Origin of the sequence: Pseudomonas sp. KUIN-1 (assembly GCF_009176725.1) — a bacterium.
In the GTDB taxonomy this organism is placed as follows: Bacteria; Pseudomonadota; Gammaproteobacteria; order Pseudomonadales; family Pseudomonadaceae; genus Aquipseudomonas; species Aquipseudomonas fragariae.
In genome coordinates, this window is the sequence record NZ_AP020337.1 from 3,242,308 (window position 1) to 3,260,304 (window position 17,997).

At 60.4% G+C, this 17,997-nt stretch carries 19 protein-coding genes and 1 tRNA gene; 11 read left to right on the plus strand and 9 right to left on the minus strand.

The window, feature by feature from the left end; translation table 11 throughout:
* Nucleotide 1 precedes the first annotated feature (1 nt).
* From KUIN1_RS14305 to KUIN1_RS14330, 6 genes are all read right to left on the minus strand, one after another.
* Entirely contained in the window at nt 2–1,321 is a 1,320-nt protein-coding gene (locus KUIN1_RS14305; RefSeq protein WP_152092070.1) for a lysine N(6)-hydroxylase/L-ornithine N(5)-oxygenase family protein, read from the minus strand.
* A 44-nt stretch (nt 1,322–1,365) separates the two neighbouring features.
* Complete coding sequence (locus tag KUIN1_RS14310) at nt 1,366–2,346, minus strand: ABC transporter substrate-binding protein (RefSeq protein WP_032635524.1); 981 nt, start codon at nt 2,344–2,346, stop codon at nt 1,366–1,368.
* On the minus strand, nt 2,343–3,497 hold the full coding sequence (locus tag KUIN1_RS14315; protein WP_152092071.1) for an NAD(P)/FAD-dependent oxidoreductase: 1,155 nt from the start codon (nt 3,495–3,497) through the stop codon (nt 2,343–2,345). Before KUIN1_RS14315 ends, KUIN1_RS14310 begins: the two co-directional genes overlap by 4 nt.
* 14 nt (nt 3,498–3,511) lie before the next feature.
* Entirely contained in the window at nt 3,512–5,011 is a 1,500-nt protein-coding gene (locus KUIN1_RS14320) for a methionine--tRNA ligase (protein WP_103753849.1), read from the minus strand.
* Nucleotides 5,004–5,396, minus strand: a complete 393-nt coding sequence (locus KUIN1_RS14325; protein WP_054091342.1) for a cupin domain-containing protein — start codon at nt 5,394–5,396, stop codon at nt 5,004–5,006. The genes KUIN1_RS14320 and KUIN1_RS14325 overlap by 8 nt, the downstream gene beginning before the upstream one ends.
* A 333-nt stretch (nt 5,397–5,729) precedes the next feature.
* Nucleotides 5,730–6,695, minus strand: a complete 966-nt coding sequence (locus KUIN1_RS14330) for a site-specific integrase (RefSeq protein WP_060406608.1) — start codon at nt 6,693–6,695, stop codon at nt 5,730–5,732.
* A gap of 223 nt (nt 6,696–6,918) precedes the next feature.
* Between KUIN1_RS14330 and KUIN1_RS14335 the strand changes: the two genes are divergently transcribed.
* A complete protein-coding gene (locus KUIN1_RS14335; protein WP_152092072.1) occupies nt 6,919–7,383 on the plus strand; it encodes an antitoxin Xre/MbcA/ParS toxin-binding domain-containing protein in 465 nt (154 codons plus the stop codon).
* Between the two features lie 5 nt (nt 7,384–7,388).
* Here KUIN1_RS14335 and acuI read toward each other — a convergent pair whose 3' ends face one another.
* Both acuI and acuR read right to left on the minus strand, forming a co-directional pair.
* Entirely contained in the window at nt 7,389–8,372 is a 984-nt protein-coding gene (gene acuI, locus KUIN1_RS14340; RefSeq protein ID WP_152092073.1) for an acrylyl-CoA reductase (NADPH), read from the minus strand.
* A 49-nt stretch (nt 8,373–8,421) separates the two neighbouring features.
* A complete protein-coding gene (acuR, locus tag KUIN1_RS14345) occupies nt 8,422–9,081 on the minus strand; it encodes an acrylate utilization transcriptional regulator AcuR (RefSeq protein ID WP_003400954.1) in 660 nt (219 codons plus the stop codon).
* 135 nt (nt 9,082–9,216) lie between these two features.
* Between acuR and KUIN1_RS14350 the strand changes: the two genes are divergently transcribed.
* The 8 genes from KUIN1_RS14350 to KUIN1_RS28270 all read left to right on the plus strand — a co-directional run bounded on the left by KUIN1_RS14350 (nt 9,217) and on the right by KUIN1_RS28270 (nt 15,500).
* The gene (locus tag KUIN1_RS14350) at nt 9,217–10,296 is read left to right on the plus strand and encodes an NAD(P)H-dependent flavin oxidoreductase (RefSeq protein WP_032655696.1); all 1,080 of its coding nucleotides are present in this window, start codon (nt 9,217–9,219) and stop codon (nt 10,294–10,296) included.
* A gap of 101 nt (nt 10,297–10,397) precedes the next feature.
* Nucleotides 10,398–11,165 carry a molybdate ABC transporter substrate-binding protein gene (modA, locus tag KUIN1_RS14355; RefSeq protein WP_152092074.1) on the plus strand — a complete coding sequence of 256 codons (768 nt, stop codon included), beginning with the start codon at nt 10,398–10,400 and terminating at the stop codon, nt 11,163–11,165.
* Nucleotides 11,166–11,846 carry a molybdate ABC transporter permease subunit gene (gene modB / locus KUIN1_RS14360; protein ID WP_058398297.1) on the plus strand — a complete coding sequence of 227 codons (681 nt, stop codon included), beginning with the start codon at nt 11,166–11,168 and terminating at the stop codon, nt 11,844–11,846.
* A 3-nt stretch (nt 11,847–11,849) separates the two neighbouring features.
* On the plus strand, nt 11,850–12,938 hold the full coding sequence (gene modC / locus KUIN1_RS14365; RefSeq protein WP_058822089.1) for a molybdenum ABC transporter ATP-binding protein: 1,089 nt from the start codon (nt 11,850–11,852) through the stop codon (nt 12,936–12,938).
* Nucleotides 12,939–13,027: 89 nt separating this feature from the next.
* Nucleotides 13,028–14,098, plus strand: a complete 1,071-nt coding sequence (locus KUIN1_RS14370; RefSeq protein ID WP_054091336.1) for a DNA topoisomerase IB — start codon at nt 13,028–13,030, stop codon at nt 14,096–14,098.
* 167 nt (nt 14,099–14,265) lie between these two features.
* Nucleotides 14,266–14,351, plus strand: a tRNA-Leu gene (locus KUIN1_RS14375).
* A gap of 576 nt (nt 14,352–14,927) precedes the next feature.
* Nucleotides 14,928–15,293, plus strand: a complete 366-nt coding sequence (locus KUIN1_RS14385) for a hypothetical protein (protein ID WP_104723462.1) — start codon at nt 14,928–14,930, stop codon at nt 15,291–15,293.
* An 81-nt stretch (nt 15,294–15,374) separates the two neighbouring features.
* Nucleotides 15,375–15,500 carry a hypothetical protein gene (locus KUIN1_RS28270; RefSeq protein WP_268938661.1) on the plus strand — a complete coding sequence of 42 codons (126 nt, stop codon included), beginning with the start codon at nt 15,375–15,377 and terminating at the stop codon, nt 15,498–15,500.
* A gap of 220 nt (nt 15,501–15,720) precedes the next feature.
* Here KUIN1_RS28270 and KUIN1_RS14390 read toward each other — a convergent pair whose 3' ends face one another.
* Entirely contained in the window at nt 15,721–16,551 is an 831-nt protein-coding gene (locus tag KUIN1_RS14390; RefSeq protein ID WP_152092075.1) for a putative phage abortive infection protein, read from the minus strand.
* A gap of 171 nt (nt 16,552–16,722) precedes the next feature.
* Here KUIN1_RS14390 and KUIN1_RS14395 point away from each other — a divergent pair, with 171 nt between their 5' ends.
* Both KUIN1_RS14395 and KUIN1_RS14400 read left to right on the plus strand, forming a co-directional pair.
* Complete coding sequence (locus KUIN1_RS14395) at nt 16,723–17,070, plus strand: hypothetical protein (RefSeq protein WP_104723459.1); 348 nt, start codon at nt 16,723–16,725, stop codon at nt 17,068–17,070.
* A gap of 29 nt (nt 17,071–17,099) precedes the next feature.
* On the plus strand, nt 17,100–17,912 hold the full coding sequence (locus KUIN1_RS14400) for a YfdQ family protein (RefSeq protein ID WP_152092076.1): 813 nt from the start codon (nt 17,100–17,102) through the stop codon (nt 17,910–17,912).
* The last annotated feature ends 85 nt before the right edge of the window (nt 17,913–17,997 follow it).

Sequence of the window (17,997 nt, forward strand, 5' to 3'; positions counted from 1 at the left end):
TTCACTTCCACTGTGCCAGCAAAGGTTCGGCTGCCGGTGCTACGGCCTGCTGAAGGGCCGTGGCGATACGCTCGGCGCGCAACGCCATCAGTGAAAACGACTGACTGTCACTGATTCCGTGGCTGCGTTCGGAAAGGCCGTTGACCCAGATATTCACGTCGCACTCGCCTTGGGTGGCGACCCGATAATCCCGATCGATGAGCAGCCCCCCGTCGACATCGGCCTGCAGCCATGGCTGCAAACCACTCAGCAACGGCGGTATCAGGTACTGCTGATACCCGGTGCCAAGCACCACGGCATCGACCTCAAGCACCTGGGTGCGCTGGCTGAAGGTGTCGGTCAGCTCGACCCGGTAGCCTTCGGCGACGGGCTCTATGGCGCTGATCACGCGGTAGGCGTAGGTCTGCAGGCGTTTGCGACCGGCAATGGCGTCTTCGTAGATCAGCGAAAACAGCTTCTGGCTTTCGTCCGGGTCGATCCCTGCGTAATTGGTCGAGCGGCTCCAGTCGAGAAAACGCTGCCGCGCGGCGGGGCCCAGGCTATGGAAATAGTCGACGTGATCCGGAGCGAATACCCGGTTGGGAAACTGGCCCAGCTGGGTGAGTTTGAAACCGGCCGAGCGATGCACTGAATGCACCTCGATGCCGGCGTCGCGGCTGACCAGCTCCAGCACCGACTCACTGGCGCTCTGCCCCGAACCGAGCACCAGCCAGCGCTTGGGCAGGTGCTCGCCGAAGGCTTGCAGGCGGCTCAGAAACTGCGACGTGTGAAACAGCGTCGGGCCGATCAGCGCCTCGAACGCGGGCGGAATACGCGGCGCACTGCCGCTGGACAGCACGACATTGCGCGTCGTGAAGCAGGTATCCGGTGTGCATACGCGTAGTTCATGCAGGCGCCCATGACGCAGCACCGGGTCAATCCCCGTGACCGGCGTGTTGAAGCAGGTCTGACTGTCTACCTGCGCGGCGACCCAGGCCAGATAATCCGACCATTCATGGCGACTGGCCGGGCGACCCAGCAGGCCGAAATCGAACATTCGCCCGTGTTCCTTGAGGTACATGGCGAACGAGAAGCGGCTGCGCGGGTTACGCGGGGTCACCAGATCGCGAAATACGTGATGATTGATATCCGTTCCGGCCAGCAGCAGTTCGCGATGCCATTGGCTGTCCTGCGCAGCTTCCAGATAGCGAACGGACAGCGCGCCCAACGGGTCATTGGCCTCTCGCGCATCGGCAAACGCGCAGGCCAGCGCGATACCGGCCGGACCGAAGCCGATACAGACGGCGTCCGAATGCAAGGTGTGTGGTGTCGAGTTACCCATGAAGTTCCGGTCCTTAGAGTTGGTGTAAAGCGGTGTTTTGGGTGCTATGGGGTGATGCGGCTCAGCCCGGTGGGGCCTGGCGTCCAGAGGCAGGTCGTCGCGCTGCGTAGCTCGCCCTGATCGAAGCTGACCGTGCCCAGCGGTGTGTTGAAGGTGCTGTGCCGAAACGCATCCGGCAGTTGCGCGGCGCGAAGACCACCGCGGGCCACCTCGGCCAGCACGTAAAGCATCAGCAGGCTTTCGCGAAAGTAGGTCTGCGGTTCGGCAGCGAACAGCGACCGGTGCAGTGCCTGGGCCTGACAGCGCTGTCCGGCGCTGTCGGGGGCTGCGAAGCCGATCACGAAGGTGTTGCTGTCGTGCGCTGCGGCGCGCCCCAGGTACGGCGAGGCAGCGTCGTCGGTCAGCACCAGCGGTCGAGTGCTGCCGGCTTGCCGCCGCGCTTGCCAGTGCTCGCGACTGGGTTTGAGGCGTCCGGCAAACACCTCGACATCGGCCTGGTCGAGCTCGTCGACACGTTGCAAACCGGCACCTGCCAGCGCCGCGCTGATGGCGACGCACAAGGCCCGACCGTGAGCACTGTCGTCGGCCTGAACATGCACGCGCGGCCACTGACGAGTCGCCAGCCAGCTGACCAGATCCGCCGCCAGTTGCCGGTCCGCGGGGCAGAAACGAAAGACGTTGGGGTGCTCCAGGGTCAGGCAATCGATCGTTGCTGCTGGGGTCAGCAGGGCAATACCGGCGTGCCGATACAGCGGCGCGGCAGCAACGGCTGCATCCGAAGAGAAATGACCGATGACCAGATCGGCCTTCCAGTCGATCATTTGCCGAGCCACATCGGCCCCGCGAACGGCATCGGCAGCGTCGTCGAGAAAGTGCCACTGCACCCGCTCAAGCCCCGGCATGCAATTGCGCGCCGCCGCCAGCGCCCTCATGAAGGTCCGTGCATGCGGCGTGTCGTCGGGATCGAACAGAGCGCTGACCCCGACCCGCAAGCCCTGCAGACGCGAGTCGTTCGAGGACGTCATGACCGCACGCTCGCCAGCGCGAGGTCTTGTGCTGGAAAGCCCGGCATCGACCTGCCTGGCGACAATGCCGACCAGCCAGAGCAAGCGCGATCCTTTCCAGCCAGATGCCTGCGCAGTTGCTCGACAGCAATGTGCGCCACGCCGGGCGCGAACTTGAAGCCCAGCCCGGACATGCCTGCGGCCAGATACACCGGGCTGCGCTCGGCGCAGAACCCCAGCATCGGCCGACCGTCGGCGCTGTAGCTGTCGAAACCGGGCAACACATCAAGCACATGCGGCTTGCCGGCCGAGGCGCACACTTGGGCGACGCGTTTGCAGGCGTCTTCGCTATGCCGTGCATCGGGCTGCGCAAGGTGCTCGGGCCACAGGCCGCTGTCACGCACGCCACAGCCGGTCTGCACGATATGCCGAGTCAGCGGTATGCCGTAGCTCTGGGTAACCGCATCAATCACCGGCATTGACCAGTCGCCTTCGGTCAGCACCCGGGCAAGGGGAATCGAGCGTGCTTCCAGCCCCGAGTGCGGCACCAGGTGCTGGCTCCAGGCACCGGCAGCGACCACCACGGTCCGGCAACGCAGCGTGGCGCTGCCCAGGTCGATGTGCACAAGGTCGGGCGCCCGGCAGTCGATGGACTTGATCTCGCGATGCTCCAGCAGCAAGCCCTGCTGGCGTACCGACTGACACAGCGCGGCGACGGCCTGACGCACATTGCCGACGCAGGCGCGCGGCTCGAACAGATTGACCCGTTCCAGCGCCGGGCAATGCGGGTAGCGACTGCCATCAAGCTCGTGACCTGACAGCAGGCGCATCGGGTAGCGTTCGCTGCCGTACTGGTCGATGGCGCGGTGCAGGTTATCCAGCTGGTCCGTGGCGGCCCGGTAAATCACCCCGGTACGCCGCAACGCACTGGCGTAAGTGGTCGCAAAAACGCCGTCGTCCATCAGGCTGATGGAATAGGCGGCCAGCTCCATCAGCAGCGGATCGCTGTCATACAGGCGAACCAGGCCGCCGGAATAGCCGCTTGCGCCCAGGCTGCCGGCTGCGCCCTTGTCGATCAGCGCGACCGACACACCGGCGCTGCACAGCTTCGCCGCGATACTGGCGCCGGTGATCCCGGCGCCAATGACCGTTATCTCATAATCGATAAACATTGTCGTGAATCCGTTCAGATGGAGTATTCAGCGGCCGGGCCGTTCATCAGCGTGGCGTGGACGCGGGCCTCGGGCAGTGCGAACGCGCTGATGATCTGCGCTGACATGTCCGGAATCAGCGCCTTGCCGGCCACCGCGATGAATGCCGCCAGATGGCTGACCGGGCGTCCTTCGGCCAGACGCCCGCGGGTGATGGCGATCGCGTCCAGCAGCACCTGAGCCATGCGTTTCATCGAAAACTGCGCAGGCTCCGAAGCTTTGCTCCACTGCACGCGCAACGCTTCCAGGAGTCCGGCGTCCGCCCCGCAGAGGCCGCTCCACCAGTGGTCGTCGCGGTTTATTCCGGCGTCCAGCAAGGCCGGGAAAAACTCGCTGAACACCTCTGCCCGCCATGCAAGGAACTGCGCCAGGCGGAAATCACCTTCGCTTTCCTCCGGCGCGATACTCGCCAGATACAGGCGCGCACTGTCCGCGCAGGCTTCACGGGCCAGGTCGCCGACCCAGATCGCATGGTTGCGACTGGTCGACAGGTTCAGGCCGTCCAGCTTGAGAAACTGATTGGGCATGAAGCGCTGGCGGACCCTGATGTCGTGCAGCGCCGTCAGTTGCGCCGGATAGACGATGGCGTGGCTGAACACACAGTCAAAGCCGAGAAAATGCACCAGCGTGCCCTGCCCTGACTGCCAGTACTGACGAAACAGCTCCGGACGCCCGACGCGGTCGGCATACTCCCGAAATGCCGCCATGTAGCCCGCCAGCCCCATGAACCAGGTGTGCACCCGGCACGAGCCGTCGGCCTGCAGATCAAGCCCGCCGTCGCCCGGACGCGTGACGCCCCAGTCATGCAGGTGCTCCAGGCTGTCGCGCAACCAGCTGTCGAGCGGCTTGCGCCATGACTGGCCCAGCAGGCGGTCACGCAACTGCGGCTTGAACCCGGCCAGTTTCAGAAACGCGCGATGGGCGTTTTTCCATTGCGAGGGCTGACTGCAGAGCTTGCAGCGCAAGTCTGTCATCAACTCGGCGTCAGGGGCCTGGGCGCAGTTCTCGCACTGACTGGCATCGGACTCGGCACCGCAGTAATTGCAGTTGCCCCGGGCAAAGGCCTCGTAGCCCCAGACGTCGCAATCAGGGCAATACGGCTCGCTGGAATCCCGACACTCGATCGCGCCGGCATCACGCAACGCACCGAACACTTCACCCACCGCTTCGGCGAACCACGGGTTGTCGTGCGGGCGCATCCAGTTATCGGGCTGTATGTTGATGGCCGCCAGCGAGGCCTCGATGCGGTCGGAATTGCGCCTGGCCAGCTCGACCGGGTCGACGCCCTGCTCCAGCCCTTTGCGCAGCATGTAGGACTGGTAGTCGTCGGAGTAGGACACCAGCACACACTCGTGGCCACGCTGACGCTGCACGCGAGTAAACACATCAGCGGCCAGAAACGGCCCGGCGATATGGCCTATGTGCAAATCGCCGTTGGGGGTCGGGGGCGTGATGGTGACGATGAACTTACTCATCCAGGCACCCCGTGGTCTCGCTGTGCTGCGCCACGAACGCGTTCACGTAGTTCATGTCCCACCAGACCACATAGAAGTGGAAGTCCTCGGCGGAATCATTGATGACGTAATGGTTGGTGTGTTTCGGAATCGCGGCGATATCGCCAACGGTGAAATCCATCTGCCGGTCACCGATAACCAGACGCGCACTGCCCTTGATGGCAATGAAGATTTCCTGATCGATCTGGGTGTGTGCTTCGCTGCAGGTGCCCGGACGGACCACGCACCAGCCGCCGGCGAACGGCATCGGGTAGCCTTCCCACGGCAGCAGGCGGCTGCCATCCAGACCGTACTCGTGTACCAGCGAGTCGAATCGGGTTTTACGGTGTATATCGAACTTTTCCATGCTCAGTCCCGTACGTTTCAAGTGCGGCAAAGCATGAAATTGTTGCCAATTGTTGGCTATCCGATTGCCGGATAGCTCAGGGTCGAACTATCCATTTTCTGGATGGCGATCCGCAGGCCCGTCCGCCGTCCTATTTCTTTTGCCAATGACGGCTATCGATAACGCTGATAACTGAATCGGGAACGCCAGTGTTAACGTTGCCGGCGATGAACGAACATTTCTCCCTGCCCCGCGAATCCGCGTCGCGATGCCGGTGAATCTCTGCTCTGCTTCATCACTCCTTTGGTTAGATCTTTTAAGCCACCCCGTTTACGCGAGGTGGCTTTTTTTTGCTCAAAGATCAAACCCGTCCACAACATTGCGCCGCTCGTTGTCACTGCGCATGTCGTAGCTGGCGGTAGTCGAGATGTGCGTGTGATGCGCGAGTTTCTGGGCAATCGACAGATCGAACTCTTCGATCACCCGGGTGATGAACGAACGTCGAAAATCATGGGGCATGATGTTCACGCCCACCTGGCGCCCGCGCTGCTTGGCGATGAAGTAAATGGCGTGCTTGGTGATTCTGTCGCGGGTGATATGGCTGCCACGGCGAATCCGGTTGAACAGGAACGGGTCGTCGCCCTGCCCCGGCTGGAGACACGACCGGCGCAACTCCAGCCAGTCGTTCAGCGCCTTGAAGGCCCATTCGGGGGCGTATTTGATCAATTGCTTGTTGCCTTTGCCCAGCACCCGCAGGCTGCGCTCGGCGAAGTCGATCTGGGAAAGGTCGAGGTTGACCGACTCGGACTTGCGCATCCCCGAGCCATACAGAATGGCAATGATCGCGGCATCGCGACGCCCTTGCGGCCTGGGGTCGGCAGCACAGGCTTCCATCAGCTCACGAATCAGCGTGCGACGGATGTTGCGGCCCTTGACCAGCCGCGTGCCGCTGACCGGTTTGATCGAGCGGATTTTCAGCAGTTGATCGTGGCTGATCAGGTCGTGTCGCCAGGCTTCGTTCATCACGCCGCGAATGGCGTTCACATACAGCGAGGTGGTATTGGGCGCGTAGTCATCCTGACGCAGCGTTGCGACCAGCGCGGTAACGTGGCCAGGTTGCAGGGTGTGCCAGGGAATATCATGAATATCGACGTCAGCCATGCCCAACCGGTCTGCTGCATCCTGCAGAACGTAGGTCATGGTCAGGCGGCTTGAAGGTGCCAGGCGATCGAGGTAGAGGCGCAGTGGCTTGTTGACGTCGGGCAGCGAAGGCTGGCTGACCATGCGTGCGTCCTTATCGGTGTGAGGGTCGTGCTGCATAGAAAGCGACGCCTTTTCTGGTGCAAGCGCGTGCCAACAGCCACGGCGCTTTTCATTCGTATTCAGGCGACCGACTTTAGCACGAGGGCTCTGGTGCGACACCTGCGCTACAGCGCACCACCATTATCCTCAGGCAACGCCCGGTAACATCCTGCTGCTTGAACGACGCGTCACCTGGGATAGCCTTGGCCGTCCTTTCCGCCATCGAAGGCCGGCACGCACCTTGATTCCGTCCTCTGCCCGCAAAACACCTGGCCGCGGTGACGCGGCGGCCAGTTTCTGGCTGCTGACCCACCAGCTCAGTCAACGCAGCGAAGCCGAACGCCTGACGAACATTCAGGCGGGCTTTGCACCGCGCTGGATCCGTGCAGTGCGGGACGCGCTGGCCCTTGCCCCCAGGCAAATGGAAGCGCTGTTCAACGCATCGGTTTCAACCCTCGAACGGCGCCAGCGCCAGCAACAGTCACTGGACCTGGTAGCCTCCGAACGCCTTGACCGTGTGGCGATGATTGCCAGCCACGCCCTGCAGGTGTTTGCAACGCCCGAGCGTGCCAGCCAATGGCTGGTTGCCCGCAACACCTCATTCGGCGGTCGCACGCCGTTGCAATTATGCGAAACCGGGCTCGGCACGACGCAAGTTCATCGCGCACTGATCGCGCTAGAGTGTGCCAGTGCCGACGCGCTGTGATTCACTCAGCGTGCGGTGTCCACCACGATCCGGCCACGAACCTGCCCTGCAATCAATTGCGGCGCGAGGTCGATCACCTCGCTCAAGCCGACTTCACGGCTGATCAGTTGCAGCAACGACATGTCCAGGTCGCTCGCCAGCCTCGACCAGGCTTCCAGCCGATCCGCGCGCGGGCGGGTCACGCTGTCGATACCCGCCAGCGTGACGCCGCGCAGAATGAACGGCGCAACCGACCCCGGAAACTCCATGCCCTGCGCCAGGCCACAGGCCGCCACCACACCGCGATAACGAATACCGGCGCACACGTTGGCCAATGTATGGCTGCCGACAGAGTCGACTGCCGCCGCCCATTGCTCCTTGGCCAGCGGTCGCCCAGGCTGCGAGAGGGTTTGCCGGTCAACGATCTGTGCCGCGCCGAGTTGCTGCAGGTAGTCGCTTTCCGAGGCCCTCCCGGTGGAAGCAATGACCCGATAGCCGAGCCTGGCCAGGATGGCGATGGCAAAGCTGCCGACCCCACCATTGGCGCCGGTGACCAGCACATCACCGTGGTCCGGGGTCAAGCCGTGCTTTTCCAATGCCAGGACACTGAGCATCGCGGTGTAGCCCGCCGTGCCGATGGCCATCGCCTGCGCCGGCGTGAAGGCCTCTGGCAAAGGAATGAGCCATTCGCTCTTGAGCCGGGCCTTTTGCGCCAGCCCGCCCCAATGCCCTTCGCCTACGCCCCAGCCATTGAGCAGAACCTTGTCCCCGACCTTGAACTCAGGGGTATCGCTGGCTTCAACCGTACCGGCCAGGTCAATACCCGGGACCATCGGGAAGCTGCGCACGATCGGGCTCTGACCGGTGATCGCCAGCGCGTCCTTGTAGTTGAGCGTGCTGTGCGACACGTCGATCGTCACGTCGCCCGAGGGCAGCCGCGCTTCGTCGATGTCGGTCAGATTGACGTGGTAGCCCGCCTCATCCTTGTCGATCAAGATGCCCTTGAACATATGCGCCTCCAATTTAGACTGATCGTCTTTAAATAGTTCTGAAGAGAAATCATTGCGGCAAACCGCGAAGGTAGCCGGCAATGAACGTGTTCAATGGTGTAGCGCTTTTAACCAGCCGGGCACGCAGCACTGCGCCCTCCCAGCCGATCCAGAAAAACGCGGCCAGCTCATCGCAATCAGCGTCTGCAGCCAGCTCGCCCATTGATTGCGCAGCCCTCAGACAACCCGCCAGTTTCGACTGCCAGTCCAGCAGCGTCTGTTCCAGTACCTCGCGAAATCCGTCCGGTAACAGACTGATTTCCTGGCCCAGATTGCCGACCATGCAACCGCGTCGATAGTCGTGTCGCGCCATACCGCCCTTGGCGCTCTGCACAAAGCCGACAAGTCGCTCCAGTGGCGAAAGCGCTTCATCCAGCAGCCAGCGGTCCAGCCGCTGCGCAAAATAGCGCGCGTACTCATCCAGCACCGCCCGGCCAAAGGCTTCCTTGCTGGGGAAGTAGTGATAGAACGACCCTTTGGGAATGCCGACTTCCTTGAGGATGTAATCAAGCCCTGTGGCCGAAAAACTCTGTTCGGTGAGCACTTCCAGACCGCGGCGCAGCAGCGCCTCGCGGGTCTCGAGATTATCGCGATCAACCTTTGGCGGCCGGCCGGGACGCCGGGGCCTGGCGAGTGAGGGAGTGGGTAGCGAGGTGGTTGGCTGAGTCATACCCGAATAGTAGACCGATCGTTTTTTATGTCAACCGAGTGGCCCTGCCGGCTTGTCGACGCTCGACATGGCGTTTGCCATTCACGCCATTCGCGCGCTCAATGAGCATTGCCTGAATGCCTGCCGGAGAAACACATGAGTCAATGGCCAGATAGCCGCATCACTGAACTGTTTGCCGTCGAACTGCCGCTGTTGCAAGCCCCCATGGCGGGCGCCAGCGGATCGCAGATGGCCATTGCTGTGGCTCAGGCTGGCGGCTTGGGGGCATTGCCCTGCGCCATGCTCACCCCTGAGAAAATCGAACAGGAAGTAGCGACTTTCAGGCAGCAGACCGGTAACGCTCCGCTGAACCTGAATTTCTTCTGCCATCAGCCTCCGGCCCACGATGCCGAGCGCGCCGAACGCTGGAAGCAGTCGCTCAAGCCCTATTACGAGGAATTGGGTGCCGATTTCGATGCGCCGACACCGGTCTCCAACCGCGCACCTTTCGACAGCGACAGCTGCACGCTGATCGAACGATTGAGGCCGGAAGTGGTGAGTTTCCATTTCGGCCTTCCGCAGCCATCGTTACTCGATCGGGTCCGGGCCACGGGTGCAAAGATCATCTCGTCAGCCACCACGGTCGAGGAAGCGATCTGGCTGGAGCAACACGGCTGCGACGCGGTGATTGCCATGGGCTACGAAGCAGGCGGCCATCGGGGGCTGTTCCTCAGCGATCAACTGCACACCCAGGTCGGTACCTTTGCATTGGTCCCGCAAATGGCTGACGCCACAAGCATCCCGGTCATCGCCGCAGGTGGTATCGCAGACGGTCGCGGTGTCGCGGCGGCATTTGTTCTGGGCGCTTCGGCGGTACAGGTCGGGACCGCGTATCTGTTCTGCCCGGAAGCCAGCGTCAGCGCCCTGCACCGTCAGGCGCTGCACGATGCCACGGGCAGCCAGACCGCTCTGACCAACCTCTTCACCGGGCGTCCGGCGCGAGGCATCGTCAATCGGATCATGCGCGAAGCCGGCCCCATCAGCCCGCTCGCCCCGGCGTTTCCGCTGGCGGGCGGTGCCTTGATGCCGCTCCGCGCGCAGGCGGAGAAACTGGGCAGCAGTGACTTCGTGAACCTCTGGGCAGGCCAGGCAGTCGGTATCAAACATCGGCTGGGAGCCACCGAGCTGACGCGGCAACTGGCTGAAAATGCGCTGAAAATTCTGTCTCCGCGATAAAACAGTGCTTTCAGAACAACAGGCTGACGCTATATATTTATTTATATAGCGAAACGCCCTTACCCCGATGGCGTGCGTTTTCATCATCAAGGAGCTGCTTCATGCGAACGACCACGCTGCGCGCCATTCTCAAATTCTCCGTGCTGGCCTTTGCCGCCTCTGCCGCAGCCTATGCGTCTGCCGACGAAGTGCAAGTCGCCGTGGCGGCCAATTTCACCGCGCCGATCCAGGCGATCGCCACTGACTTCGAGAAGGACACCGGCCACAAGCTCGTCGCTGCGTTTGGCGCTACCGGTCAGATCTATACGCAGATCAAAAATGGCGCGCCGTTCGAGGTATTCCTCTCGGCTGACGACACCACGCCGGCAAAACTCGAGCAGGAAGGCGACACCGTCAAGGGTTCGCGCTTCACCTACGCGGTCGGCACACTGGCGTTGTGGTCGGCCAAGGATGGTTACGTCGACAGCAAGGGCCAGGTACTCAAGGCCAATCAGTATCAACATCTGTCCATCGCCAACCCCAAAACCGCCCCCTACGGTCTCGCGGCGACTCAGGTACTGAGCAAACTGGGCCTGACCGAGGCCACCAAAGCCAAGATCGTCGAAGGTCAGAGCATTACCCAGGCCTACCAGTTCGTGTCCACCGGCAATGCCGAGCTGGGTTTCGTGGCCCTGTCGCAGATCTACAAGGATGGCAAGCTGACCAGCGGCTCGGCCTGGATCGTACCGGATGACCTGCATGACCCGATCAAGCAGGACGCAGTCATCCTCAACAAAGGCAAGGACAGCGCCGCTGCCAAGGCGCTGGTCGAGTTCCTCAAGGGCCCGAAAGCCGCCGCGATCATCAAGTCCTTCGGATACCAGCTGTAAATGCCGCTGGGGAGTGCCGACATCGCGGCGATCTGGCTGACGCTGAAACTGGCGTCGCTGACCACTGTCATCCTGCTGATCATCGGCACGCCCGTTGCGCTGTGGCTGGCGCGCACTGATTCATGGCTAAAGGGGCCGATTGGCGCAGTCGTCGCCCTGCCCCTGGTCTTGCCGCCAACCGTTATCGGTTTTTACCTGTTGTTGCTGCTCGGCCCCAACGGTGCGGTGGGTCAGCTTACGCAAGGCCTGGGACTGGGCACACTGACCTTCAGCTTTGCCGGCCTGGTGATCGGCTCGGTTCTGTACTCGATGCCTTTTGTCGTGCAGCCGCTGCAGAACGCGTTTGCAGCGATCGGCACGCGCCCTCTGGAGGTCGCAGCCAGCTTGCGGGCGGGGCCTTGGGACACCTTTTTTCACGTGATTCTGCCCCTGGCCAAGCCGGGCTTTATCACCGCGGCCATCCTCGGGTTCGCGCACACGGTCGGCGAGTTCGGTGTGGTCCTGATGATCGGCGGCAATATTCCCGAGAAAACCCGTGTGGTGTCAGTGCAGATCTTCGATCACGTCGAATCCATGGAGTACCTGCAAGCGCACTGGCTGGCCGGCGCGATGCTGGTCTTTTCCTTTCTGGTGCTGCTGGCGCTTTATTCCAGTGGCAAATCCAGAACGGGATGGAGCTGAGTTATGGCGTCGCCTATAGAAGTTCGCCTGCAGATGGCCTACCCGGATTTCACCGTCCGTACCGACCTGAGCCTCCCTGGGTCGGGCATTACCGCGCTGTTCGGGCCTTCCGGCTCGGGCAAGACGACCTGCCTGCGCTGCATCGCTGGCCTGGAAAAAGCCGATCAGGGCTTCATCCGCGTTCACGATGAAGTCTGGCAGGACACCGAAAAAGGTATTTTCCTGGCTCCGCACAAGCGGGCGATCGGCTATGTGTTTCAGGAAGCCAGCCTGTTCGCGCATCTGTCGGTGCGGGACAATCTGGAGTTCGGCATGAAACGTATCCCGCGCCAGCAGCGCCGCATTCAACTGCCGCAGGCCAGCGAACTGCTCGGCATCGATCACCTGCTGCAGCGCAACCCTGACAAGCTGTCCGGTGGCGAGCGCCAGCGCGTGGGCATCGCCCGCGCCCTGCTGACCAGCCCGCGGCTGATGCTGCTCGATGAGCCGCTGGCGGCGCTGGACACCCGGCGTAAAAGTGAAATCCTGCCGTACCTGGAGCGCCTGCACCGCGAGCTGGACATCCCCATGCTGTACGTCAGCCATGCTCAGGATGAAGTCGCACGCCTGGCGGACCACCTGGTGCTGCTCGAGGCAGGCACCGTGCTGGCCAGCGGTCCGATCCACGAAACCCTGGCGCGGCTGGACCTTCCTCTGGCGATGGGCAGTGATGCAGGCGTGGTCATCGAAGGCACGGTCAGCGCCTATGATCAGCATTACCAGTTGCTCACCGTAACCCTGCCCGACAGCAAACTGAGCATGCGCGTCGCCCACGCGCAGATGCAGGTCGGCACCCTGCTGCGCATCAAGGTCCAGGCCCGGGATGTCAGCCTCAACCTGCAACCCGATTACCAGAGCAGCATCCTCAACCGCTTGCCGGTCACGGTGATCGAGGAAGCGCTGGCCGACAATTCGGCACACGTTCTGGTCAAGCTGGACGCTGGCGGCACGCCGCTGCTCGCACGCATCACTCGCTATTCCAGCGACCAACTGAACCTGCACAGAGGCCAGTCGCTCTGGGCGCAGATCAAGGCGGTCGCGGTGCTGGCCTGACCTTTCGAAAAAAACAGCCACGCAGCAAATAAACGGCACCACCGTAAAAGCCCGAGGTCAGTGTTTTTAACTGCCTTTGGAACTTAGCCATGCCTGACTCGACTGCCATCAGCCAGCCCGCCAGTGAACTGCATTACGTAGACGACACTCAACCGGGCCTTACGCGCAAGGTACTGCGCGGCAAATTCGCGTACTTCGATACCAAGGGTCAGCGCATCAAGGACGAGTCGGAGATCAAGCGCATCAACGCACTGGCAGTCCCGCCCGCCTACACCGAAGTATGGATCTGTGCCGATCCGCTGGGCCACCTGCAGGCCACCGGCCGCGATGCCCGCGGGCGCAAGCAGTATCGCTACCATCCGCGCTGGCGCGAAATACGTGATCAGGACAAATACTCGCGGCTGATCGAGTTCGGCCATGCGCTGCCCAAAGTGCGCAAGCAGATCGAAGCACAGCTCGCTCAGCCGGGCATGGGCCGGGAAAAAGTCATGGCGACGGTCATTTCATTGCTGGACGCAACACTGATCCGCATCGGCAACAGCCAGTACGCCAAGGAAAACCGCTCGTACGGCCTGACCACCCTGCGCAACAAGCACGTCGAAGTCAAAGGCGGCCAAATCCTCTTCGAGTTCCGCGGCAAGAGCGGCGTCGAGCATAAAGTCAGCGTCAAGGATCGACGTCTGGCCAACGTGATCAAACGCTGCATGGAACTGCCCGGACAAAACCTCTTCCAGTACCTGGACGAAGACGGCGTGCGCCACGCGGTGACCTCTTCCGACATCAATGCCTACCTGCAAAGCCTCACCGGCTCGGACTTCACCGCCAAGGACTACCGAACCTGGGCGGCCAGTGCGCTGGCACTGGCAACGCTGCAAAAACTGCACTGGGAGCCAGAGGCCGACGCCAAACGGCACATCGTCGACATGGTCAAGGCAGTCTCGAAACAACTGGGCAACACCCCCGCCATCTGCCGAAAATGCTACATCCACCCGGCGGTTCTGGAAGGCTTCCTGCTCGGCAACCTGGCCAAACTCCCCCGCTCCCGACAACGCAAAGGCCTGCGCCTGGAAGAAGTCGCCCTGGCGAGCTACCTGCGAATACTGGCTGACAAGGTCGAGGCCGTGGTGAACGATACGGTGGTGAAGGACGGCAAAGCCTGAGTCGCCGGATCACGGCACGTCAGCCTTTGCGCCAATAAAATTTCGTAGCCTCATGATTTGCCAAGCATTTCTGACAGGCAAAAAAGCAGCGTCTTGCACCTTTCGGGACGCTTTCAAGCTTGCTTCATAGGGGCCGGGTGTATATATTCCCTGCTCTTGGCGCTACCGCCCCGATGGCGAAATTGGTAGACGCAAGGGACTTAAAATCCCTCGTCCTTTGGACGTGCCGGTTCGACCCCGGCTCGGGGCACCACATATATAAAGGGCTTACCGGGCATTTTGCCGGGTAGGCCCTTTTTGTTTTGGTTCGGAAAAACAGTCGTTTATTGGACTGTCTGCCTACAACGACGGCGGTGTCGCCGCACAAAAATCCATCTGGTGAATTGTGTGCTGGATCACCAGACGCAGCTTGTCGACGCAGTGATCAAGACCTGCGCCTCTGTCGTCGATCGCCTTTATTACGTATGACTAAAGCCTGCGTGATGCCTCCGATTTGGAGCTGCACCGTGCCAATCTGGAAAGCTTGCCGCTGCCGCAAAAGTCGAGAGAGATACCGGTGCTCAAAAAGTGAAAGCCAGCGCGACCGCACCACAAGCCGCTGCGGCGCCCATACCGGTCGAACAGGCATCACCAAAGATGTCTACCGTAGCATCTTCCCCCAAGCCGACGAAGCTTGAAGCGAATGTCACCGCTACCGATCTTCATGCGCTGGTAAAGGCCAGACTCCAATCTCGGTCCTCACCGTAAACTGGGGCGCGCTGGACGATCTGGTGCACATCCAAGGCGCTGACTCCCAAATGGACGGAGTAACCATCACGCAGTTGGCAGCATGATCGCTACCGAACTGAGTACCATCCAAGCCAACCGCGCAAAGTCAAAGTCATCCGAGCTGTCCGAGGCCTTAAACGAGTTTCAGCGCAGCGGTGGAACGGTGCGCGACCTTGGGTCGTTTCAGGTCGCGCCCCGCCCTCCACGTAAAGAGCCGCCACCCCGCAAGCCCCGCTACAACGGCGCGGATCAGCGGAAGTATGTTGAGGAGGAAGAGGACCTGGCGCTGCTCAAGCGTATAGAGGCGATGCGCGACTTGGGCGTCAGCCACTTCAAGGCCGAGAATCTGACCGGGATCAACCGCACCGTCATCAGGCGAATCGTTCAGAAGTACAGCCTGGACTACCCCAGCAGCAGGGCGAAATGAAGCGCCTGCAAATGCGCGTCCGCCACGGCAGGCGCCAGCATCACATTCACTTGCCGCCCAGCGGCTACACGGAGCTGATAAATGGCCCTCACCCAGAAACAGCGAGACGAGAGGACGGCGCTCAAGCGGCAGAAGGCCGGGGAAGAGGAATTGCGACTCAGAGTGCGGCCCGGCACAAAGCTGGCGCTGAAAGAACTGAGGGAATGAGCGAAGATTCAGGAACAGTCTGATGTACTCACCTTGATGATTACATCTGGAAAGTTCTGGGAACCGAAAGAACGTTAACGGCGCTATTTATTCCGCGCCTCGTAGCTATAGCGTTCTTGTATTGTATTTAAGCCTTTTTATAATACGCCAGAGATGAAGGTAAGTTTGGCGAATCTATCTACCACCGGCTTTAAGACAGCCTCCCGATGAAAGAATATACTCAAGTATCTATTCCCCTTTTAGTCTTCCATACGCGAAGACCTTCCTCATTCCCCCCAAGAGAGGATCTGTCGACAATGGCCACATGTTCTTCATTCAATAGCAAATCGATATTTAAATTATCAAAAAGATAATACTCGTTCGCAAACCTTAAAAAATTACGCCCTTTCTCACTTGAGCAATTATAGAACAAGAATACAAGCTCATAGTCGGACAAAAGCGATCTAACAACCAATGCCAAGCTTTTCTTATCTGGATGGTTAGAGCTTTCTACAAACCTGAAAACAGCATACAAGCTTCGAAAATATAACCCAAGATCTCCTTGATGCTCTTCTAAAACGGACGCATATGCAGTTTTTGCGCACTCGATGTCCCTTTTTAAATCTACTTTATCGACTCCCTTCACGTTATAGTACGTGTTGCGCATTTTCATATGCCATCGTTTAAAACAGTCCCTACCTTCGTAGGTAACAGGATTCGCGGAACGAATTGAGTGGAGATCGAACCCAACAATCACTTGCTGCTGTAGCGTCAGCATACTGTAAAACTGGGATTCGATCTGCTGACGCAGAGAGTCAGCCCGACTGTCTTTTATATCGAGCCTTTGAAAATAGAGAGTCAACATTACTCCTGTGAATGCCAAAGCAGAAAATAGCGCATTGATCACCCCAAAAGCGTCGCCGAATGTTCCCGACCTAACACCAATCATCTGGCCTTCTTTATCTAGAGGACCGAGTGTCCCTTGGTACAGAAAATAGTAATAACCGCCCCAGATAGATAGCACCAAAAAGGCCGCTAGCCATATTGCCTTTGATCCGATTTTTCTCAACATAGAATTTCCATTTCATAGCCTAGCCTCGAAGGACACCTAATACTCCATCTCAACCCAATTTGAAACTGTCTGGTGCCGGCGGGAGCGTAAAAGGTCCCGCTCCAACCAACGCCTACGCCTTCTTCAACTCAACATCATATACAACTGAATCACGCCTACGGAGCAACGCCCATGTCCAAACCGACAGACACCGCCGAATTTCTCAACGAACTGAATGGCGGGGCTTTCGCCAGCCAGATCGGCCACGCCCTTTCCGAAGTTGCCGCCGGTGTCGTTGACCACGGCAAAGCGGGAAAGGTTGTCATCACCTTGGACTTCTCCCAGATCGGCAAATCCAGCCAGGTGAAGATCAAACACAAGCTCGACTACAAGGTGCCGACCAAGCGAGGCACCCGCAGCGAGAACACCAGCCTCGATACGCCAATGCACGTTGGCTCCGGCGCCAACATCACTCTGTTCGCCGAAAAGCAGGACCAGCTGTTCACGCGTGACGATGCACCTATCCCACGCCGCGATTGACCACCCTCCCATCAAGCGAGACCTGAAATATGTCCCTCACGAAAGAAGCAATTCAACTGATAACTGACACCGCGCTGATCGCAGACGGCAAAGAGCTGAACACCGTCACGCCAACCATCGTGCTGCCGGAAGGCGCGAAGGTAGTGAATCTTGAGCAATTCGGCGCAGGCCGCGGTCGCTTCCGTGGCACGTTCTCTACCAACTCCCTGGCGGACTTCGCCAAATACGTTTCCGACCGCGCAGTCGCAGACGCAAAAGGCTTCATCAATCAGGACGAAATGACCTGTTCGGTGCTGTTCAACCTGGGCAACGAGGAAGTGCCAGGCCACGCTGATGACCGCGCTGTGCTGAAGCTCAAGCCCACCGCTGCCTATCAGGCCGTGCAGGGCATCAGTGGCCGAGGCATGTCGCAGAAGGATATGAGCGACTGGATTGAAGACTGGCACAGCACCCTTTCGGCGGTCGGCGATGAGCTGCAGAACATTCCGCTGGCCAAAGCCATCGCCGCCGTGCGCACGATCACGGTCAAGGCATCGTCGGAAAGCGATCACACCGTCAGCGAGACACGCGCCAGCCGCAGCGCAATGGATGCCATCGAGGCGACAAGCAAGGAAACCTTGCCCACGTCGCTGATCTTCTCGGCTGTGCCGTTTGAAGGCCTGCAGCAGCGCGAAATCATCCTGCGAATCTCGGTCATCACCAGCGGCGCACAGCCGGTGCTGAAACTGCGCTGGGTGGGCGAGGACGTACAGCGCGAAGAGATTGCGCAAGAGTTCAAGTCAGTGCTTGAAGCGAAGGTGGGCGATGCAGCTCAGCTTGCGTTAGGTAGCTTCTCGGCCTAGTTGTAAAGATTCCGCGCTACGAAATCACAGTGTCTCCGGTTGTGGCGCGGAAGCTAGAAATAGCATGTAAGCGGGAGGAGCTACG